This is a genomic window from Kitasatospora sp. NPDC002040 (assembly GCF_040296785.1).
Taxonomy (GTDB): domain Bacteria; phylum Actinomycetota; class Actinomycetes; order Streptomycetales; family Streptomycetaceae; genus Kitasatospora.
Map to the genome: position 1 here is coordinate 1 of NZ_JBEOXV010000011.1, position 21,820 is coordinate 21,820.

The 21,820-nt window shown below is 69.3% G+C and carries 12 protein-coding genes; 1 reads left to right on the top strand and 11 read right to left on the bottom strand.

The window, feature by feature from the left end; genetic code table 11:
- The coding region (locus ABT118_RS22495; RefSeq protein WP_350671802.1) for a transposase at positions 1 to 475 on the top strand (475 nt) is incomplete at its 5' end.
- Positions 476 to 634: 159 nt separating this feature from the next.
- On the opposite strand, the gene cas6e is transcribed toward ABT118_RS22495, so the two are convergent.
- The 11 genes from cas6e to ABT118_RS22550 form a co-directional block, all read right to left on the bottom strand.
- Positions 635 to 1,435 carry a type I-E CRISPR-associated protein Cas6/Cse3/CasE gene (gene cas6e / locus ABT118_RS22500; RefSeq protein ID WP_350671804.1) on the bottom strand — a complete coding sequence of 267 codons (801 nt, stop codon included), beginning with the start codon at positions 1,433 to 1,435 and terminating at the stop codon, positions 635 to 637.
- A gap of 4 nt (positions 1,436 to 1,439) precedes the next feature.
- Entirely contained in the window at positions 1,440 to 2,315 is an 876-nt protein-coding gene (cas5e, locus tag ABT118_RS22505; RefSeq protein ID WP_350671806.1) for a type I-E CRISPR-associated protein Cas5/CasD, read from the bottom strand.
- Positions 2,312 to 3,544, bottom strand: a complete 1,233-nt coding sequence (gene cas7e, locus ABT118_RS22510) for a type I-E CRISPR-associated protein Cas7/Cse4/CasC (protein ID WP_350671807.1) — start codon at positions 3,542 to 3,544, stop codon at positions 2,312 to 2,314. Before cas7e ends, cas5e begins: the two co-directional genes overlap by 4 nt.
- 11 nt (positions 3,545 to 3,555) lie before the next feature.
- Positions 3,556 to 4,170 carry a type I-E CRISPR-associated protein Cse2/CasB gene (gene casB, locus ABT118_RS22515; protein ID WP_350671809.1) on the bottom strand — a complete coding sequence of 205 codons (615 nt, stop codon included), beginning with the start codon at positions 4,168 to 4,170 and terminating at the stop codon, positions 3,556 to 3,558.
- Complete coding sequence (gene casA, locus ABT118_RS22520) at positions 4,167 to 5,759, bottom strand: type I-E CRISPR-associated protein Cse1/CasA (RefSeq protein WP_350671811.1); 1,593 nt, start codon at positions 5,757 to 5,759, stop codon at positions 4,167 to 4,169. The genes casB and casA overlap by 4 nt, the downstream gene beginning before the upstream one ends.
- The gene (gene cas3 / locus ABT118_RS22525) at positions 5,756 to 7,654 is read right to left on the bottom strand and encodes a CRISPR-associated helicase Cas3' (RefSeq protein WP_350671813.1); all 1,899 of its coding nucleotides are present in this window, start codon (positions 7,652 to 7,654) and stop codon (positions 5,756 to 5,758) included. Before cas3 ends, casA begins: the two co-directional genes overlap by 4 nt.
- A complete protein-coding gene (locus ABT118_RS22530; protein ID WP_350671816.1) occupies positions 7,651 to 8,511 on the bottom strand; it encodes a CRISPR-associated endonuclease Cas3'' in 861 nt (286 codons plus the stop codon). The genes cas3 and ABT118_RS22530 overlap by 4 nt, the downstream gene beginning before the upstream one ends.
- 4,308 nt (positions 8,512 to 12,819) lie before the next feature.
- Positions 12,820 to 14,103: a DUF2399 domain-containing protein gene (locus ABT118_RS22535; RefSeq protein ID WP_502884638.1), complete on the bottom strand. Its 1,284-nt coding sequence runs from the start codon at positions 14,101 to 14,103 to the stop codon at positions 12,820 to 12,822.
- A complete protein-coding gene (locus tag ABT118_RS22540) occupies positions 14,100 to 18,341 on the bottom strand; it encodes an SbcC/MukB-like Walker B domain-containing protein (RefSeq protein ID WP_350671820.1) in 4,242 nt (1,413 codons plus the stop codon). Before ABT118_RS22540 ends, ABT118_RS22535 begins: the two co-directional genes overlap by 4 nt.
- Positions 18,334 to 19,692 (bottom strand): DUF2398 family protein, encoded by a 1,359-nt coding sequence (locus ABT118_RS22545; RefSeq protein ID WP_350671822.1) that lies wholly within the window; start codon positions 19,690 to 19,692, stop codon positions 18,334 to 18,336. Before ABT118_RS22545 ends, ABT118_RS22540 begins: the two co-directional genes overlap by 8 nt.
- Complete coding sequence (locus tag ABT118_RS22550) at positions 19,689 to 21,326, bottom strand: DUF2397 domain-containing protein (protein ID WP_350671825.1); 1,638 nt, start codon at positions 21,324 to 21,326, stop codon at positions 19,689 to 19,691. The genes ABT118_RS22545 and ABT118_RS22550 overlap by 4 nt, the downstream gene beginning before the upstream one ends.
- Positions 21,327 to 21,820 lie beyond the last annotated feature (494 nt).

The window sequence follows — 21,820 nt, forward strand, 5'->3', positions numbered from 1 at the left end:
CACCAACGTCCCCGCCTCCGAGCAGGGCATCGACGCCGGCAAGAAGATCGTCGGACGCAAGCGCAGCATCGTCATCGACACCGTCGGCCTGCTCCTGGGAGTACTGGTCACCGCCGCGAGCGTGCAGGACTCGATCGCCGGACAGACCCTCATCGAACGGGTCGCCGCCGACCATCCCAGCGTCCGCAAGACCTGGGCCGACGGCGGCTACCGCCAACACCTCGTCGAGCACGCCGCCACCCTCGGCATCGACATGCACATCGTCCGCCGCGACCCCACCACCAGGGGATTCACTGTCCTGCCACGCCGATGGACGGCCGAGAGAACACTCGGCTGGCTCATGAACCACCGCCGCCTCACCCGCGACTACGAAGCACACGCACACCGCTCCGAAGCCATGATCCACCTCGCGATGATCAACCTCATGACCCGCCGACTCACCCACGAGACCACACCAACCTGGCGCGACACCTGAACCACCATCAGCCCGGCAAACCGGGATTAAACAACGGGACGAAACGCCCTCTCAGGGGTCAGCCCGTATGTGCGGGGGATGGCTCAGTGGAAGCCCAACGGGACACGCGCTCGATCAATCGGGTCGTGTGGATGGGCTTCCACAGGATGTGGGCCAGGGTCAGCGGGCTGTGCGGGTGGGGGGTGCGAGGGTCAGCAGCCCGCATCCGTATGCCTTGGACGGACCGATGCCGCCCAGTAGGGCAGTCTTCAGCAAGTTGGGGTCGGTGATGCGCAGGTGTCCTTCGAAGGTGGCGGTGGTGAGTGTGACGTTGCTGCGGGTGCCGGGTTTGGTGAACGTGTGACGGTTCCGGTCTGCGATGCGCACTGCCCGGGGTGCTTCGCTTTCGGCCGCCACACTCTTGGCCGGCTCACTGGTGCTGCTCGCATCTGAGGTGGCGCTCTCGCGGCTCGGGACCGGTGCGCCGCCTCGGACGAGGGGAATGTCAAACCCCCAGCGGGCTGTCCGCTGAAGGAACCACGCCAACTGATGCGGTGCGGTGCGGTGCGGCAGTCGGTAGGAGCGGCGGTGGAGTTCCTCAGCGGTCTTGACGACCTGAGGGGCCTTGTCCGGAGTAGAGGTGTTCTGGACGGGGCTGGCGGTGAGCCGGAACGCGAATTCCTCTCCGACTGTGAGCCGGGCGAGGAGCGGACTGTAATCGCGGATGGCGTAGTGCTCGCCCTCGGCGTCGGGCCAGCCGGCCTGCTCGACGACATGGGTCCAGTCCGGCTTCGTCGGCGTGAGGACCAGGAGAACAGGCCTGCGCGGGTTGTCGCTGTCCAGCCGCCACAGGATCCGCTCGGTCGGCGAGAGGTCGGGGATGCCCGCGGTGACGGCGCCGTGCAGCGCGCGGGGGTTGGTGATCAGTTTGCGGCTCTCGGCGCGCAGGGGGTTGATGCGGATGCGGGAAAGGTAGGTCATCTGGTCACCAGCCCAGCAGGGCGAACGGATCGTGGCCGCTGTCCGCGGCGAGGGGATGGATGGTCGGTGGTGAGGCGGTTGGCGGCTTCCGGACGGCTGCTCTGCGGCTGGCGGCGGCGAATGCGACGGGCGGTGAAGCCGCTTCTGGGTGGCGGAAGTTGTGCAATGCCGTGTACCGGTCGCTGGGGTCGGCGCCGGTGCACAGGCCGGCAGGCAGGGTCAGAGTGGTGCGGGCGAGGGTGCGTTGTGCGAAGCGGCGCCCGTTACGAGGGTTGTCGTTGAGGGTGTGAGTGGCCGCGGGGTCGCCGGGGTTGACGGTGGAGATGACGTCGACGGTGACGGTGTCCCGGTCGCGGGGGGCGATGCGGTTGAGCGGCGCAGTTCTTAGTGCCTGTTCGACGTCGATGCTGTGCAGGCCCAGATTGAAGGGCGCGTCCGGCGGGCAGGCACGCCTGCCGAGGAAGGGAATGTAAGTGGGCCGGTCCAGCGCATCGCAAGCTTGGGTAAGGACGATGGCCGGGCCGGTCAGGACGATGGTGAAGGCGGCGTCTGCCAGGTAGGCGCGGCGAGTGAGAGTGGCGCCCTTGCGGGTGCCGCCGTCGGCGGAGGGGATCACCTCCTCCGGGGTCTGGCCGCCGATGGTGTGATAGTCCTCCATTGGTGTGCCCGGCCGGTCCACGCGCACGGTCAGGTCGAGCTGGTCGAGTTCTTCCGGACCGGATCCGCGGGGCTTGCCGAGCGCGCAGGCGAGGAAGCCTAGGACTCCGGATCGGGTGGGGTGTTCGGCGCTGTCGCGGTACTCGGTGAAGCCGGACCGTACTCCCCAGGACTGGAGGACACCAGTGAGGTGGAGGACGAGGACAGGGGAGGCGCCGGTCACTTCGCGCTGCCGAATGCCGCGTCGAGGATGTCAGCGGCAGCCTGGTCGTAGCTGTCGACGTTGTCACCGAGTCCGGGCAGGGGGATGGTGTCGGTGTATGCGTGTACGGCCTTGACCAGGCCGCGGCCACCGGTGAGACGCTCGATGGTCTGCGCGTAGGCGGCAAGAGCGTGGATGGAGGGCTCCGCGTGGCCGTCATGGCCGCCGCGTACCGGCTTGTCGAAGGCGCTGGAGAGGTTGACTGGCCGGTCGTCGCGGGCGGCGAAGTGAACGAGGTCGGGCAGGGTCCACACGGCCGAGTTGGTCTGGCCGGAGGTGGGCAGGGTGTTCACGAAACCCTCGATGAACGCCTGGCACAGTCGGCGGGCGAGCTCGGCGTCACCATCCACGGCAGCCACCAGCGCCCGTACATTGATGGTTGCGTAGCGCACGAATGTCCCGTTGGTCTGCTGGCTGTCGCCCATCTGCCCGACGTCGGGGATGCCAGCGGTGGCCGCGGCATAGTCGTCGACGGCGACGAAGAAGTCCACCTCGATGATGGCCTCGTGCGTGGTGAACGCCGAGGCGACCTGGACGCAGGCGTCCCGGTCCGCTCCACCGATCTCCATGAGGGTGCGGCCGAGCAGGGCGATGGTGCCGTTCGACTCGGCGAGCCACCCGGCCATAGCGGCCGGGTCGGCGATGGTGGTGTTCTTCTTACTCTTCCCTCCGCCCTTGGCCTTGGCGCCGGTGCCAGCCTTCAGGGCGTTCTCGTACTCCGTGCGAAACCGGGCCGCTTCGGTGGCCAGACGGGCGGGGGTGGTGGCGGGGGTATAGATGAGTGCGGCGGTGGCCAGCGGGTCCTTGGTCTTGGCGCCGTCGCCCGGCGCGCTGTCGTCGTCGGACGCAGAGCCGACCTTCATCCCTCCTGAGGCCGCGGCGAAGACGTCCAGGGCGGCGAACTCGGCGAGCTCCGTGTTCTCCTCACCCCAGTGCTCGCTGACCAGGATGTCGCGAATCTCATGAATGAGACGGCGGGTCCGTACGGCTGCCTCAGCGGGCAGGGCCCGCTCGATGTGCCGCCGCACGGGACGCTTGACGGCCTGCGGGCTCAGGCGCGCGCGGGTGATACCGCCGACAACCACCGACTTCGGGTTGCCGTCACCGTCCCGGTTCAGCCCCGACAGCGGAATGGTCTGAAGGACGGTCAGGTCGATGAACCCGGCGGGCAGGGCGGATGCGCTGGTCATGTTCGGCTCTCTCATTCACTATCAGCGTTGGAAAAGGCGGCCTTGGTCGGGGCCTCGGTGATGCGGTAGTAGTCCTGCAGCCACACCGTGCAGGTGTGCCGGCCGCGCAGATACCAGGAGTCGAGTTCGTTCAGCAGCCGCGCCCAATCCAGGGCCACGCCTGCCGCCTCCGACAGGCGCACCACACCGCGCAGGTGGGTGTAGGGGCCTGCGCTGCTGTAGCGGCTGACCCGGCGTAGGGCGAGTTCGGTCGTGGTGGCGGACACGGTTCGCGAAGCCAGCGCCAGAGCGGTGCCCAGGCTGGTCTTGGAGCCGATGCCGTTCACACGGGCGGTCGTCATGAGTGCCGCCACGGTGTAGTAGGCGCGTTCGCGCTGCGGATGGAGACCTTCCGGCAGCCAGGGGGCGACGAACCGGTGCATAGGCGCGGGTGGCTCGCCGTTCCATGGGCGCAGTCCGCTTGCCAAGGCCCGCCGGGCCGCACCGTTGGTGTCCAGGCTCCACAGCACGGTCCGGGTGAACCGGGCACCTTCGCTGGTTCGGGCGGCGTCGTCGGCCGATGATGCGGGCGCGGGGATGTCAGCGGTGACATCGGCGGGGGTGTCGTTGGTGACGCTGTCGGTCACGGGGTCTCCTTGCGGGGGCGAGGCAGGTGCGCGCGGGCCTGGGCGACACGGCGTGCCGTGGAGGGGCTCAGCGCCAATGGGGCCGTGATCCGGTCGAAGGCGTCCAGCGCGGCGATCCGCATGCGGGCCTGAGCGGCCGTCAGCTGCCCTTCGGTGTACAGGGCCCAGAACTGCACGTTGGCCCTCGGCCAGTAGTGGGCGGCGATGCGGGCCTTGCGGTTGGCCGTGTGCGTCTTGTCCTTGGGACGGTCGTTGAAGGCGAGCCGCAAAGCCTGGTCGAGCCGGTACTCGGCGTGGTCGGCGACCTGAACGGCCAGTGTGATCAGCTCCGCGCCTTCGGGGTCCAGGCCACGGGAGTGCGCCAGCAGCGGCGGCGTGGTGGAGGTCCACCACTGGCTGTCACGGGTTTTGGAGCGGTCCTGCTCGGCGCCGACCACCCGAAGCCGCAGCGTCTCCACGATGTCCGGCGGCAGCGTGGTACAGCCTGCGAGTACCAGTGGACGGCTCGCACTGCCCGCCCTGACCGCACCGTCGCTCTCGTCGGCGTCGGGGTCGTTCAACAGGACGTCCAGGTCGCGGAACAAATGCCGCCCGCCATCGGCCAGCACCGGTGCCGTGGGCCGACCTTCCTTGGTGCGCCGGTAGGAGACGTACGGGTCAGGGTACGCCTCAATGAACTCCGCGCCTGGGTCGCGGTCTTCCTTCCCGCTACGGGAGCCCCACGTGATGATGCAGTCCGTCGCAGCGCTGCCGCCTTCGCCCGGCGTGAGGAGGATGGCATGGCGCATACGTCCCGCCAACAGCGACACCGGCCCCTGCGGCTCGGGGGCTGGCCTGGTCGGGTCCGGCTGCCAGTCCCGCTCCCACACCGCCACATCCGCAGGCTCCTCCCCAGCCGTGTTCGTGTCGCCTGCCTTAGGGGGCGTCAGGTGCGCCAGCAAGGTGTCGTGCAGCGATTGCGCGATCGGGTGGTAGCTCACGGTGCCCCGTAGCGGGGCCGCCTGACAGCCCGACTGCGTACTGACTGCGCCGTGCGTGCGGGTCGCCACCGTTCCGCCCGGGCCGTAGTAGGCCCACATCACCAGCTGCAGTGCGGCTTCCCCGGACCGAACGGGATGTTGGTTGCGGTCACCGTGCTTGCCGCCGAACCAGGGACGGGCGCTGCCGTTGGCTGCCCCGATGACCAGCTTGTTGATGCCGGACGTGCTGCGGCACTCCTTGGCGATCCGGGTGTCCTGCAGGAACGGGTGCACCGGATGGTAGAGGCTCAGCCGCTCCTTTCGTCCCTCGAAGTACTGCCGGACCTGCGTCTCGTCGAAGGCCGTGCCGAAGAGTCTGTTGCGGCGCTGGTACCACTCCTGCGCCCGCTCACCGTCCTGGAGCCTGTCCAGCCCACTGATCCGGCAGGCCATCGCCGCCAGGATCCGGTACATACCCCCGTACGCCACCGGGTAGGGCAGTGCCAGATCAGTGATCGACGCGGCGTCCAGCAGTACCTGCTCGAACCCGCCGCTGCGGGTTGAACCGTCGGCATGGACATGGTCGATCCATGGCTCCACAGCCAGATCGAACATGGGATCGGAAGTCACTCTTGCTCCTTGGAAACAGGGCTCTGGGCCACCAGACCCAGCTCGCAGTCGTACGTCACCGCCCACTCCCCCAGCTCGACCTCACGGGCACCGAAGGGGTGGACCAACAGCAGCACCTCACCCAAGCGACGCTCCTTCGCCCAGCCCGGCCGCGCCTTCCCCAACGACGGCAACTCCCGCTGCCAGGGCTGCCGGCGCACTGACAGCAGGCGCTCCCGCAGCGGCCGCACATCGGCATGGACATCGGGCAGCAGCACGTCTTCCTCGGGCTCCAGCGACAGCGAACCGTCCTCGCGCTCCCACAACGGCAGCAGCGTGACGGTGTCCAGGTTGTAGCGGGTCGCGGCCTCGGCGTCCGTCATCGACAGATCGGTGAGGTCGAACAGGTCCACCAAATCCCGGGGGTGAGGGATCATCACCGGCAGCGCCGCGTTCGCCATCACCCGCTCCCCCGCCAGGTGCCGGCGCACGTCCCGGTCGTCGGTGTCGGTGTCCCAGCCCTGGCACACCGCGTCGACCAGCTTCTGCACGTCGCCCGGCACCGCCACCGTTCCGTGGCCGGCCAGCAGCTCACGGCTCGAGCGCATCAGCGCCCGCCCGTACACCCACTCCCAGCGCCCGTCGTCCGGCCGGCCCTTCGCATCGAGCGGTACCAGCACGGACACCGGCACCCGCACGTCGTCGCCGACCGTGTGCCGCAAGCCCCGCCCGGCCCGCTGCACGACCTGCGCCACCGGCGCCAGGTCCGTCACCACGTGGTCCAGGCTCAAGTCCAGTGACTGCTCGCACACCTGCGTCGTCACCAGCAGCGCCCGGCCGGGCCGCTTGCGACGGTCCTTCCCGAACGCCCCCTCCACACGAGCCGTCAGTTTCCGCCGGTCCTTCACCCGGTAGCGCGCGTGAAGCAGAAACACCTCGACGTCCGCGCCGAGCATCTCGTCCAGGGCCCGGGCGGTGTTCTGCGCGCTGGCCACGGTGTTGCACACCATCAGCACGCAGAAGTCACCTGATCGCCCGTCCAGCAGCTGCTTCACGAAGCCGGCCCGGTTGGCGTCCGCCGCGGGCATCCCGTCCCGCTCCGCCGACCGGTTGGAGCCCGGCAGGTCCACCATCGCGATGTCCAGAACCCGGGGCCGGTCCGTCTCGACCAGCTCAGACACCGTCGGATCCCCGGTCCGGCCGTCGACATACAGCCACCCCGGATACCGCGGCTGCATCTGCGGCACCGGAACACCCGGAGCCGCACCCGACAAATACGCCGCCGCCAGCGAGCAGGCCACCGCCGCCGGCACCGTCGCCGACATCAAAACCACCGGAATCCCCAACGCGCCCCACCACGCCAGCGCCCGCCGTAACAGCGTCTGCATATAGGGGTCATACGCGTGGCACTCGTCCACCACCAACACCTTGCGCGTCAACCCACCCAGCCTCAACACGTTGTGCCGGACCCTCAGCACCGCCGTCAGCACCTGGTCGATCGTCGACACACTGACGCCCGCCAGCACCGCCCGCCCCCGGCCCGCCAGCCACACTGGCGGCGCGGTCTCCACCCCGCCCCCCGACGCGGCCAGCACCCGCGAAACCTGCCGGTCCAGGGCCTGACTGTGCGCCAGCGTCACCGGCGACGACAGAGCCAACGCCCTTCCCGCCCACTCATCCACCCGCCGGTACGCCGCATCCGTCGTCGCCATCGTCGGCAACGCCAGATGCACTCCAACTCCCGGCCCGCCCAGCCACCGAGCCGACCACAGACCGGCCTCGGTCTTACCACTCCCCGTCTCCGACATGATCACCAACAAACCCGGCTCACCCGGCACCGCACACTCCGGCAACCCCCGCAGCAAAGACCCCTGCAACGAGTTCGGATCAAACCCGAACCACCCCTTGAAGCTCACGACAGCGGAGTCTCCGTCCACACCGGCACACCCAGCCCCGCCCCAACCAACAACGCCGGAGCACCCGCCAACGCCCGACCCCAATGCCCCACCAACGCCCCATCCCCCGCCAACCGCCAACCCTCCAGCTGCGCCGAAACGAAGTGCTCCTGCGACGCCAACCAGTCCGACAGCACCACCAACTCCCCCACCACAACAGCCGCCTCCACCGACAACACCCCCGGCGCCACCGGCTCACCCACCGCCGACCACACCGCCCCCAGATGCGCCAACCGCTGCTCCTGCCACTTGCCTGCGCCCATCGGCTGCTCACGTACCACCGAGTGACGCAGCGAACGGGGCGAGGGCTGGGTGAAGTACCGGCCGTGGTGACCACCCAGCAGCTGTGCGACTCTGCGGGCGACTGATGCCAGTGCCAGGCCGTCTCCCATCGCGTCGTAGCCGGTGTCCGGGAGAGCGGAGGCGAGAAGGAGATGCGTGACCTCGCCGTGCGACAACTTCTCCCCCGCCGACGGGGGGTAGCCCGTCAGACGCCCGTAGGCGGACGGATCCTTGCGTTGGAAATGCCCGATCTTGCCCAGATCGTGCCAGCCAGCCCAGACCGCCACCAACGCACGGGCCCGTTCCCGGTCGGCAGGTGACTCCGGGTCAAGGCCCATTCCGCGTAGTACTGCCCGCCGCTGACGCTCCACCAGGTGCAGGTCCCACCCGCACCAGGCCACCGCCGCAGTGTCAAGCAAGTGCCCGACCAACGGGTAGACAACTCCCTCGAGCAAGCCGTCAGACTTGCCCCACAGCACACAGTCGACTGCCGCAGCCCAGCACTCAGCAACGGCATCGAGGTCATCTCGATCCACGCTCCGGATGCTATGAGTCACCACTGACAAACACAGAGCAATTGGCAGAACTGGTTAAGCACCAGTTGCTCCGTAAGCGCAGCGATGGGCCCGTGTTTCTGCTGATGAGATGGCAACTGAGCCAGCGGTGACGAACGGAGAGATGCCGTGCCAGTTCGACCTGAATCTGGACAGCCCTGAGGCGTGATGGCCGTTAAGGATGCGCCAGCCCCCAAGAGTGGGATGCTCCCCCGGACCGGATCACCGAGAAGCAGAGCACCGCGTCGACCCCGCACTCGCGGGGATGCTCCCAGGCCGAGGATCTGGCGGTTCCGGAGTGCTTCGTCGGTCCCGCACGCGCGGGGATGGTCCCCGTGTGGTTCTTCTTCGCGCCGGCCCGCCGACGTCAGCCCCGCACGCGCGGGGATGGTCCTGCGGTCGGCCAGATCATGAAGACCGGGCTGGCGTCGGCCCGTGTACGCGGGCATGCTCCCTATGGCCGGACGAATCCGGACCATTCAGCGCGGTCGGCCCCGCGTATGCGGGGATGGTCCCTGCCCGCCCCTTCGAACTCGAAATCGACAAGTTGGCCCCGTGCTCGCGGGGATGCTCCAGGCGCCGAAGCCGTGGTTCCGATCCTGGGCAAGTTGACCCCGCTTGCGCGGGGATGCTCCCACAAGGATCAAGGCGCCTACGGGCGTCCGCTCGTCAGCTCCGCACACGCGGGGCTGTTCCCGGCGGTATCGGCACGTGGGACTACCGGTACCTGGTCGGTCCCGCGTTCGCGGGGATGGTGCGAGGGAGTTGACTGCGCGACAACGATCACCGAAGTTGGCCCCGCGTACGCGGGGATGCTCCGCTGGTTCGGATGGTGCGGCGGGTGCTGTCCTGGTTGGCCCCGCGTACGCGCGGGGATACTCCCACGGCGAAGAACGTCGTCGTCGGCGCCACCGGGTCGGCCCCGCGCTCGCGGGGATGCTCCCGTGAAGATGACGCGCTCCGTGAGGTCCTTGGCGGTCGGCCCCGCGCTCGCGGGGATGCTCCCGACACCGCCAAGCGTGTCCAGGGGCGCTGCTCGTCGGCCCCGCATGCGCGGGGATGGTCCCCTGATGCCGCAGGGCGCCCGGATGCTGGTCTGGTCGGCCCCGCGCGCATGCGGGGATGGTCCGCAGTGGAGCAGCGAGTTTCGCCACCTCTACCCGTCGGCCCCGCGCATGCGGGAGTGGTCCCCGAACCCGACCGGCGACCCGAAGTAGGCTCCTCGCTCGCGGGGATGGTTTGAGTCGGCTCCGACTTTGCGAAGGCCCTGACAGGCTGACAGCAACGGTCAGGGTGGCGGATGATGGAGCGGCTTCGGCTTGATTCGAACTGAATCTGTACGGGACTAAGCCGCTGAAACGTCGCAGTTCAGGAAGTGTCGGCCCCGCACGCGCGGGGATGCTCCCCGCCGTCCTGGGCCTGCTCGCACCGAAGGTCGGTCGGCCCCGCACGCGCGGGGATGCTCCCATGGAGAAGAAGGCGGTGACGCGGGGGGCCGGGTCGGCCCCGCACGCGCGGGGATGCTCCCCGCATCATCGACCTGTGCGCCGGTATCGGCCGGTCGGCCCCGCACGCGCGGGGATGCTCCTTCCGCTTCGGCTGCTGTGGCGAATGCCCTGATGTCGGCCCCGCACGCGCGGGGATGCTCCCCCGGCCGACCGGATCGCCGTTCTGTACGGGCGGTCGGCCCCGCACGCGCGGGGATGCTCCCCGAAGGCCCTCGGCCGGAGCTGAGAGGCCGTCGTCGGCCCCGCGTACGCGGGGATGGTCCCGCCTTCACCAAGATCGTCGGGGCGCTCATGTTGTCGGCCCCGCGTAGGCGGGGACGCTCCCTCGATCATCCTGGCGGACGTCGCGGTTGATGCGTCGGCCCCGCGTAGGCGGGGATGCTCCCGGCCGGCCGCTGTACCCGTTCTTCGGCTCGGCGTCGGCCCCGCATAGGCAGGGATGCTCCCGCCCTGATCCGGCGCGGGTACGGCTGGCTGCTGTCGGCTCCGCGTACGCGGAGATAGTCCCACGCTCGGCCGAGTGCCCGGGCGCCTGCTCTCGTCGGCCCCGCGTACGCGGGGATGGTCCCGCACCTGCAGCGGCGAGACCTTGAGCAGGCCCGTCGGCCCCGCGTAGGCGGGGATGCTCCGGACGAGATCGAGTGCTACCTGCGCGGCATGCAGTCGGCCTCGCGTACGCGGGATGGTCCCTGGCTCCGGAGCTGGGTGGGCAGGTTGGCCGCCGTCGGCCCCGCGTACGTGGGGATGGTCCCGAGGGAACCCCCGCTCACCCCGACCCATGGGAGTCGGCCCCGCGTACGCGGGGATGGTCCTGCGGCGAGCTCCGCGAGCCCCTCCTCCAGGTCGTCGGCCCCGCGGGCGCGGGGATGGTCCCGCGAGCCGGAACGCCGCCTCCTCCATGTACCGGTCGGCCCCGCGGACGCGGGGATGGTCCCTTGCACGGGTTGGGGGGCACCGGAATGCCGCAGGCCAGGAAGGGCCAGCCCCGCGCTCGCGGGGATGGCTCCTTGGCGTCCGATGTGGAGGACTTCACGACCCGGTCAGCCCCGCGCTCGCGGGGATGGCTCTGAGTAGGAGTCGCCAGCGGCGGGCCCGGGGCTGTCGGCCCCGCGTACGCGGGGATGGTCCCACACCGAGGTGCTGCTCCAGCTCAGCAGCCATGTCGGCCCCGCGGACGCGGGGATGGTCCCTTGCACGGGTTGGGGGGCACCGGAATGCCGCAGGCCAGGAAGGGCCAGCCCCGCGCTCGCGGGGATGGCTCCTTGGCGTCCGATGTGGAGGACTTCACGACCCGGTCAGCCCCGCGCTCGCGGGGATGGCTCTGAGTAGGAGTCGCCAGCGGCGGGCCCGGGGCTGTCGGCCCCGCGTACGCGGGGATGGTCCCACACCGAGGTGCTGCTCCAGCTCAGCAGCCATGTCGGCCCCGCGGACGCGGGGATGGTCCCTCGTGCACGCCGGAGCTGTTCGGCCCCGCATGCGCGGGGATGGTCCCACGGTCCGTCTGGCCGAGGCGCTGGCCAAGTGGTCGATTCTGCGTTCGCGAGGATGGTCCCGAGACGTACTTCGGCACCCACGAGTACTGGACGTCGGCCCCGCGCGCATGCGGGGATGGTCCGCAGTGGAGCAGCGAGTTTCGCCACCTCTACCCGTCGGCCCCGCGCATGCGGGAGTGGTCCCCGAACCCGACCGGCGACCCGAAGTCGGCTCCGACTTTGCGAAGGCCCTGACAGGCTGACAGCAACGGCCAGGGTGGCGGATGATGGAGCGGCTTTGGCTAGATTCGAACTGAATCTGTACGGGACTAAGCCGCTGAAACGTCGCAGTTCAGGAAGTGTCGGCCCCGCACGCGCGGGGATGCTCCCCCCATCGGGCTCGTGATCGTGGCGCTGACCGCGTCGGCCCCGCACGCGCGGGGATGCTCCCCGTCCCGGTGGCCGAGCACGCGCAGGGTTCGAGTCGGCCCCGCACGCGCGGGGATGCTCCCGGCACCTACAAGCTCAGGCTGACGATTCAAAGGTCGGCCCCGCACGCGCGGGGATGCTCCCACCCCCAGCGCCGTGATCCGCCCGCTGGTACGGTCGGCCCCGCATGCGCGGGGAAGCTCCCATGGCCCAGACGTCCAGCGACATCCACACCCGGTCGGCCCCGCGTAGGCGGGGATGCTCCCGCGCGACGAGCTGCTTGGTTGTCGGCAGCCTTGTCGGCCCCGCGCACGCGGGGATGGTCCCCCGGTCGCGCGCCGCGCGGCCATCCTCATCGCGTCGGCCCCGCGCACGCGGGGATGGTCCCTCCAGCTCCACCTCGAGCGCCTGACGGTCACCGTCGGCCCCGCGCACGCGGGGATGGTCCCCCCTTCTTGGTGGAGCCGGGTTCGGCGTTGTTGTCGGCCCCGCGCACGCGGGGATGGTCCCATGATGCTGACCGGGGAGAAGTCGAACGTCCAGTCGGCCCCGCGCATGCGGGGATGGTCCCTGGTACTGGCACAGCTCGGTGCCGCTCAGGTTGTCGGCCCCGCACCTACTGGGATGGCCCCAGAGAAGGCAGCTCACAGACACGCCCGAGCGGGCCGACCCCGCAGGCGCGGGGATGCTCCTAGCCGTTGACGATTCCCCGGAATTTCTTGGACATCGGCCCCGCACTCGTGGGGATGCTCCGCACTGGATCAACGGGAAGCTGGCGCACCACTGCTCGGCCCCGCCCATGCGGGGATACTCCCTGGATTGCGCTGGTTGCCTGGATACCGCCCGAGTAGGTCCCCATTGGCAACCCACAGTTGGATGGGCTATGGCGTCCCCGAGCTGCCAGGAGCGCCGGTCGCGATGTCACCAAGCAGCTGGGGAAGGAGGTCTTCCTCAAAGGCGGGAACGGAGTGCTTCAGCATCGTGGGCACCAAGCGAGGGTCCCACGGGGCGTCAGGGCGCTGTAGACGTAGGATGCTGGTGCCTTCGGGGGCGGCTTCGAGATAGTCGGCAGCGCTCATTCGCCATGGGACCGCTTCTGGTGCTGCTGCGAGGAGTGCGCGTACATGGGCGAGGCCGGCCTGGTCGAAGTCCGCTCGGACGGCGATGCGCCAACCAGCATCTGCCAGTCTGGCAATTGCTTCGCATTCCAGTTGTGATGGCGTGCCCGCCGTACAGATCACCCGAGGCGTCACTGCCCCTCGCTCAAACATGGCGTACTGCCTGGCTGCGGCAGCGAGCACGGATGGGTTCTCAGTAACGAACACCCATTCGCCGGGGACCGGGGGCAGTTCCCACGTGATCGTTGCGAGTTCCCGGGGCGGGATGGTGACGGTTGATCCGGCTGGGATGCGCCAGCCCCTGGGATTGACGCCGGTGACGATGAGCCCGCCGAGCAGGTCGTCGAAGTCGACTCCGAGGCGGGCCCAACTCGACCGCGGGGTGGAGCTGGACAGTCCTGTGAGGGCGAGGACGAGCGCTGGCAGGGCTCCCTCGTCGAGGGCATGCGGGTTTCCGGGCACCAGGAGGCGGCGATCAATGCGTTGGCCGGGTCGGGGGAGACGGGCGGCTACCTGCAACGCTTGGCTCAGGAGATCCTCCGGCTCCTGCGCGTTGAGGAGACGGGTGATCCAGCCGAGGCCGCGCAGTCGCTCGAAGAGGGTCTCTGGGCCTACGAGGCTGCGGACATGGCTGGGGAGGGAGGCCGTGGAGTTGTCGAGTTGGGTGCGGACCTTGTCGGCGGCTTCCATCTGTCCGGCCCGGCTGCGGGCTTTGGCGGCCAGGCGTCGGTTGCAGGCATGGGCTGCGACGGCGCCCGGGGTCAGAGCAGGGCCCCGGGTTGCGATGGCCGTGGCGAGCTCTTCGAGGGAGACACGCCGGCGTTGGCCGGGCTCCAGTGCTCTCCCTGGGATGAGGCCCGCTGCTGCTGCGCGGTGAGCGGGATCGTCGGGGGCGGTCACGGTGATTGCCGACCCGGAGGTGAGGGCTTCGTCGCCGCGGCGGTCAGCAGTCGTTGCGAGGGAGTGCCACAGCCAGGAGAGTTCGGGTCTCAGCAGTGGTGCCAAGTCGGCGTCCGCGCACGCACCGCCGCAAAGGGAGCAGTTCATGACGATACGCCTGTCGTGAGTTGGTCGATGTCTTCGTCTCCGGGCAGAGTCCGGTCGGTGCGGATCAGCATGGGGAAGGCGACGACGGTCCCGTCGATGCCTGACTCGAGGTCGTGCGCGTCGATTCCGTCCCAGGCGCCGGGTGCACCGTCCCACAGGTATGAGGTGCAGAGGATGTCCAGGTCGAGTTCGGCGAGATAGCGTGCCAGGCCTTCACGGCCATGTTCGTCAACCTCGGCGGGCACTTCGTCGAGGGGGACTAGGCGCAGTCCGGTGGGTGTGAGACGGTCGTAGTTGGCCGCGATGGCGGCAAGCATGGGAGCCAAGACCACCAGGCGTCGCTCGCCGCCGGACAGGCCGGTGCGTGAGCCCCATTGGGCGCTGGTGGGTCTGCCGTCGGGTCCGGGGCGCTCTACCAAGTAGCGGACGTCGGCCCAGCTGCGGATGTCGACAGCGGAAGCGAGGCGCTCTTCCATGGTCGCGCCGGGGGCGGCGGCTAGGAGCGCCTGGAGTGCTTGCCCGATCTGTTCCTTCTGTGCTTCGGTGCGTAGCGCGTCACCGACTTCGCAGGACAATTGGTGGACGGTGCGGGTGGCGGCGTCGAGGTCGTCGCGAAGGGCGATCTGGACCTGGACTCCGACTCCGGAGGAAGCTTGAGCTGCGCGCATCTTGCGATTGACTGTCTTCTTCCAGTCGGTCAGCGCAGCCCATGCGGTTCCGATGGCGGCAGGCAGGCGTCCGATGACGAAGTCGCGTAGTGCGGCCGCTTCTGCGGCGCCGAGTGCGGTCTTTGCGCGCTCTGCGAGGATCTGCGCGCGGACGGCGGCGCTCAGGGGGTCGTAGTCGGTTTCGGCGTGGGTCAGGATGAAGGTGTCGAGCTGTTCAAGGCCGGTTGGCGGGTCGGTGCGGGCGATGGTCCAGATCTGGGCGAGATCGGCGCGGATGGTGTCGTAGCGCTCGCCGAGGGTCTTCTTGGAGGCGGTGGGACGGCGGGCGAGCAAGTTCTCGATGGTGTCGAGGAGGGGGCTGCTGTCGCCGCTGGTCGGGGCAGTTTGGTCTGCGCCGAGGGCCTGCGCGAGCGGGGGCCAGGCGAGCATGGCGACCAGGCGTTCTCGAGTGGTCGTCTGTTGTGGGCGTGCGTCGTTGAACCCTTGCCAGGCTGATGCGAGGTTGCTCTCGCAGCCACTGAGATGTTTCTCTGCCCCAATGAGCTGGGCTTGGGCGGATTCGAGCTGCCCGAAGAGGCTCTTGGCCTGCTCGGTGGCTTCCTCGAAGCGGCGGGCGGCGTCCTCGGCGTCCCCCTGGATTTGGGTTTCGGTGAGTTCGGCCCGGGTTTCAAGTGCCATCGTGTGCGCGCTGTCTGCGGCGTGCTGGAGGTCGGCCAGGCGACTGGCCAGAGCGGTCTCGTCGGGCAGCGTTTGCAGCACACGCCTGAGCCTGGCCAGCAGCCGGGAGGAGAGTTGGGTTGCGCATGCGGCGAGCGTTTCGGCCTGCAGCCGGCCGTTCTCGACCATGTCAGTGAGGGCGATCGGGTCGGTGGGCACGCCCAGGCTTCGAGCACGGGATGCCCAGTCAGTCTGAAGCCGGCCGTGTTCGATGGCAGCAGCGGTGGCACTGGCGCGGAGTTTCTCTGCGGCGCCCTGGCGGCGGAGTGCATCCCTTGCGGTGGTGGCACGTTCGGCCTCGGCGCTGGTCAGCTCGTGCCTGGACGGGAATGCCTGCGCCTGGCTGCGGACGGCGTCGCGCAGCACTCGGCGCCCGGCAGCGTCGCGGCGTTCGGCAGCGGCTTGGATTTCGAGTTGTTCTGCGGCGGTGTCCAGCTCGTCGGCCCGGGCCCGGGCCCGAGTGAGGCGGTTGCGAGCGCCGACGTGCGAGGCGGCTGGTACAGGGCTGCCAGCGGTACGCAGGGCTGCGACGGGGTCGGCGGCGAGCGGCCCGGCGGTGAAAGTTCCGTCGCGTCCGATGAGGAGAACGGCAGGGCCGGGACGACTGGCAGCGGTGTCGGCCAGGGCGACGCGTTCCAGGATGGCGCGGGCAATGGTGGCATGCGGATGGTCGGCGGCGATGTCCAGAACAGCGGTCAAGTTGTGTTCCTGGACGGCGCCTGTGGGGCTGATCTGCCAGGCGCGGGTGGTAGCCGCGCCCGTGTGCAGGTGGGCGCCGAGGAGCCCGCTGTCGGCCAGCGCCAGCTCCAGCAGTGCTTTGTGTTCGTCGGTGGCGTCGAGTGCGGGGTGCCATTCGAGGAGAGTGCCGAGCGCGGTGTCGTCTTCACCTGGCCCCGCCCAGTGGGGGCGGGGCAGCGGTAGTAGTTGCCCGGCGCGCAGTTGGCGGGCCTCGCTTCGGTGACCTGCGGCGGCTGTTGCCAGGCCGGTGGAGGTGGTGAGGTGGTGCACGGCTGCGGTCTCGTGGCCGGCTGCGAGGGTCTCACCGATGCGCTGGGCCTGGTCGGCCCATGCGTTGAGTTGGTCGCGTACTGATGCGGGCTCGGCGGCGATGAGGGCATCGAGGTCAGTGGTGTCCCACAGATGGTCGTGGTCCGGGCCGGGCTGAATGTCCTGGTGCAGGCCGCGCAGGTGGGGGTGAGCTTGCGCCCAGTGTGCGGTGTTGTCCAGGGCTTGGCGAGCGGCCGAGCGGGCAGTGGACGCTGCGCCGTCCAGGGCTTGGTTGGCTTCGTCGTAGGCGTTCTCGGCGTCGATTGCCGCGCCGTGTGCGGTGCGGGCGGCTTGATCTGCTGTTGCGACGGGTGCGTGATCCTTGAGGATGAGTGCGGCTCTGTCCGTCATCGCCTGACAGGCCTTTGCCGTATCCGTCCAGGAAGTGGTGAGGTTGTCGAGGCCGGCCGTGTCGAGGGTGAGAGCCAAGCCGGGCCCTGGGTCGACGATCTGGTCGGCGACGGGATGGGTCGCACGAGGCCGGGTGTGGTGGGCGAGCAGGGTCTCCAGCGCGGTGGGCGGCGCTCCCGCATTCTCGGCGTTGTCTGCACACTCGGCGATGTCCTCGATGATTTCATCGAGGGCTTCCCTGCCGGTTTTGCTCTGTTTGCGGGCCTGGTGAGCGGCGTCGCGGAGGCTGATGTAGGTGGTGCTTGCCGTCTCCTGTTCAGACTTGAGCCGCTTGCGTAGGTCCATCACGCGGCCGTGGGAGCGGTAGGCGTCGCTGGTTTCGATGGCGCGTGCGGTGGCCTGCGCATCGCGGTGGGCGTCTTTCAGGCTTTGGAGCTTGAGTCTGGCGAGTTCGGCGTCGGCGGTTGCTTCGGTAAGGAGACCGGTGCATTGGTCGACGTGGCGCTTGCGCTGGTTGGCGACGCGGTCGGCCTCGCGGGCTGCGCCGTAGGCGCTGCGGGTGACATCGATGACGTGCCCGGTCCAAACCCGGGCGAACTCGTCCAGCACGGTGGCGGCCTGCTCGTCGCGTTCGAAGACTTTTCGGGTGGTTTCGGACTCGGCGAGCGCCTCCGCGGTGGCGGCGAGGACCTCGTCGGCGACGCCGGGCAGCGACTGGCGCAAGGCGTCGGCGGCCGCGGAGGGGGAGACGTCGCCCAGCAGGGTCGGATTTCGGACCTCGCGCAGTCGTGAGGCGAGCAGGCGCAGTTCGCTGGCGGTGGTTGCCCAGATGCGGCCGGCCAGATGGTCGATATAGTCCTCGGGCTCTGCGAAGACCTGACCGCCGGCGGCTTCGACGCGGGTTGTGAATTCCTCGAGTTCCAGTGCGCCACCGTTTGCATTGCGCAGCTTCAGTTCTCGAAGTGGGCGCCCGGACATGACGAACGGGACGGCCTTCACAGCTGGGGTGGAGCTGGGCGAGTACTGGAGCCGAACGCCGAAGCTCGTCATCTCGTCTGCTGTCGCCGGCTGCCCCTCCGGTGCTGTTCCGGTGCTGTTGGCAGTTGGAGCGGCGAACGTCAGCCACAGGTATCCATAGCGGCGGCCCTTGGCTGGGGCGCCTTCGCTCATGAGGAGCTTCAACGTGGTGGGGCGCGCCTTGCCAGCGGCGAGCTTGGCGGCGTTCAGATCGAGCAGGTACGGCCACAGGGCTTCCAGCGCGGTGGTTTTGCCCGTTCCGTTGGATCCGCGCAGCAGCAAACGTCCCGACGCCGCAGGAAGATCGAGGTCGCCGTAGCGCCATACGTTTGACAGTCCGGCGCCGACCAGCCGCCAGCGGCCACCGAACCGGGCCACGTCACCGGCAGGGGGCGGCGTCTGGGGTTGGGAGAAGTCCAGGTCGAAGATGTCATTCACGCGGTGCGCCCTCCATGGTGCCGTCAGCCTTGACGTCGTTGAACAGACCTTGCTGGGGCGGGATTCGCCGGCTCCGCTGTGTCGTCCCTGACTGGGGCGAGCGGGTTCGGGCCCGGGACGACGGGATGCGGCTGCCCTTGGGGAGTGCGGTGCCTTCCTGCCCCCAGCGGCCAGTGACGGGAGCGAACCACCACGTTGGTGCGGTGTCCCCAGCGCCTGCGAAGGCTGGGTGTATGAGGTTGGCGCCGATCAGCAGGTCACGTACTCTCGCGGCCAGCAAGAGCGGATCTTCGGCATACTCGCCGCCCCAACCGCCCTTCCCCGTGGCGTTCCGGCCCGCAAACTCCGCTAGGCCAGCCAGTACCTGTTCTTCTGTCAGGCCACGCCAGCCAGGCCCGGGGCCCTCGCCCGTACTGCCATGGACAGCGGCGTGGTCGAGGAGAAGCAGCGCAGCGTGGGCAATGGTTCCAGGCGCGGGGAACGGTATCGGGCCGAGTTCGCGCAGATGCCGATAGGCGTCGTCCGGGACGACGAACGCGGCGCCTTCGGCCCGGCGTTCCAGGACGAGGCCGAAGGCATCGGCCAGCGGGCCACCGTCGTCACCGCGGACACGCTGGCTCAGCCACTGAGCCTCAGCCTCGTCCAGCAGTGCGGTGTGCACACAGGTGTCGTCGACGAGGGCGCGCCGCATCCGGCGGGCCGGATCCGGCTCGCGCTGTACCTGCTCGAGCCATGCCTGCGGCGCGGCCGCCGGGTCGAGGGCACCGGGGTTGGCGATGACATGGGCAAGCCGGGTGTGATGGATGGCCAGGAGTACGGGTGCCTGCTCGTCGTGGAGGTAGCTGTCGAGCTCCCCGTCGAGCCGCTCGATTACGCCGCGTTCGTCGAGCATGCGCAGCGCGGTCAGGATGGCGCGGCGCTCTGTGACGTCATGGCGGGTGGGCAGTGCCGCTTCTGCGGCGGCGGCGCGGGCTTGGGAGACCAGGTGGCCGATGCCCGTGCGTGGAGGCATCGACTCGGCTGCCGCGAGCAGCAGGAAGAACCATGAGCAGGCGGCCGGGCTCGGCCCCTGCGATGCCCATGCCTCGGGCCGCGGCGGGGGGCTTTTGCGCAGTCGGACCAGGTCGCGTTCGATGACAAGTACCCACCCAAGCCGGGACACCGCCGAGCTGAGGGCTTCGGCGTTGCGGCGCACTGCGGCGATGAGATCGTCGTCGCGGCCGCCGACCAGCCATGGGTGGGCGGCCAGGTGACGTAGCAGGGCAGCCGATTCGGCGTCAGCCTCGGGACGCCATGCGCGTCGCCGCGTCGGTGTCCGGTGGGTGGGGGTGCGGTCGTGGTCTTCGCTCATGCCGCGCCCTCCTGCAGGTTGGACGTCGTGGCGAGTGCTTTGTCGTCTGTGGAACGGGGGCCGGGTTGCGGGACGATCTGGAGGGCAACGCGCGCCGCGAGGTCGTTCTTCAGGTCAATGCCGGCAAGTGAGGCCAGGGCAGCGGGCGAGGGCCGGCGGCCGGGCAGATGGAACAGAGGAACGCGTCCAGGTAGGAGCACCCACCAGGTTGGAGCTCGCAGCTTGCCCGTGCGCGATTCGGTGTGCACGAGGGTGCAGGCGAGGCCACCGCTGGTGCCGGTGCGACGGGGGCCCGCCGCGGTGGCCCGGGCGGCGGCCATAACCGCGGCCAGCGCCGCCCGGGCAGCGGCTTCGTCCAAACGCTGCCCGGAAGTCGAGGCCAGGACCTCTTCGACGGCGCGCTCGTGTTCCGCTTGGCGCTGCGCCCGGGCTTGGGCCACCTGTGTTCTGGCCAGTGAGTCGTCACGTGGCGCGGCTCCCCTGCCCCGTGGGCCGGAACGGCCTGCGGAGCGCAGCAAGGTCGGTACGGGGACCTGCGGCCCGCCGCGCCAGGACGGGTTGCGGCCCGATTCGTCTTCGTCGGCCTGGCCGTGCAGCTTGCGCCAGGAGTGGTCACCTACGGCGGCTTGGAAGATCTGCACACCGATCTCGGGTGTCAGTACCGCCCGGGCGAGCGCCAGCGCCCGGGTGCGCGTGGAGGCGGTCCCGGAGGAGGAGTGCAGCCGGCGCAGATTGGCGTGCATGCTTGGCAGCGCCCGCACTAGGCGCAGCGAGAACCGCGCTGCGCGTCCGTTGCGCGCATCGAACCAGGTGGAAAGGCCCTCCCAGTCTTCTGCCCGGCCACCGCGGGAGGCGGTGAGCGCACCGGCGGCGATGAGGTCCCGCGCTTGGGAGGCGTCGACGGCGGCTTGTGCCAGCATGCCGAACCACGGTCGCAGAATTGCCAGTGCCGCGGCCGCCCGCGCGGAACCGGAGTCGAGTTCGGCGGCGACGCGGGTGGCGTAGTCGACGAGCAGGCTCTTGAGGTCGCTGGTTCGTTCCTCGTCGAGGTCGAATCGGTCTGCGAGGCCTACCAGCGCGTCCTCCGCACCGACCAGGGCCGCGTCGAGGTCGTCGTGGCTGGTGAACACGGTGCTTACTGCGTCCAGCACCGCGGTGTCGACGTGGGCGGCGTTGGGTGTTGTCGCACCGAGGGTTTTGGCAAGCTGCTCCAGATGGGAGACGATCCGGTTCAGTGAGACGATCGGGATCTCCCGGGCGGTGGCTGTTCCTGCCAGGACCTGCCGGTAGAAGCGTTGGACGTGCCGGCCTGCGGGGCTCGCGGTGTAGCGCCAGTTCCGGGCGAGGATCTCGGAGTATCGGCGCGCTCGGCTGGTGTCCGATCGCACGGAGACCGCTCCCATTGCTTTCAGCGCGTCTAGGCGTGTCTCGACCAGCCGGGTGTCCAGGGGCAGTCCGGTTGCCGACAGTTCTGTCGTGACCTCGGCGACCGTCATGTCGGTCACCGACCCCTCCAGCACGTCCATGATCGCGATGTAGTCGCTGGACTCCGGCCGCACCAGATAGCCCACAACTTGACGTGCATCGCCCGCACTATCGGCCACGCCGCCTGGCCCCAGTTCGTCTACTGCCATCGCTCCCCCACCAGGGCCCTCCCCAAGACGGCCATCCCGCAGTCAATGCGAAAAGCTAGTCCCCGTCCCTGACAGAAAACTTGGGAACCCGGAAAGTTCCTCTGTCCTCTGGGCATGTGGGTGACTGGAATTCAATGGTTGAAACCCGAGGCCGAGCGGGGCCTTCGCCCTCGGATCGCAGTCGCACCAGCGGCTCAGGAGAGTCCACCCAAGCTGCGGAATCGTTCCGCTAGAAACAGTGACTGCGTCCCGGGTTGGGGCAGCGGCGCACGCCGTCGTCAGCGTTACGACCCGTCGCCGCTCGGATCGAATTCGGCCATATCGGAGTAGACGGCAGGCGTCGACCGGAGGGTCCGAAATAACTCACGGATTCGATAAAAAGTTCGAATAATTCCTCTTCGCCCTTCCACCATCCACCCAGCACCCCAACTGGCACTACGAGTGCCAAGGCCGACGACGAAGCCGACTCTGGTCAGTCGTCAGTCACTCGCCGA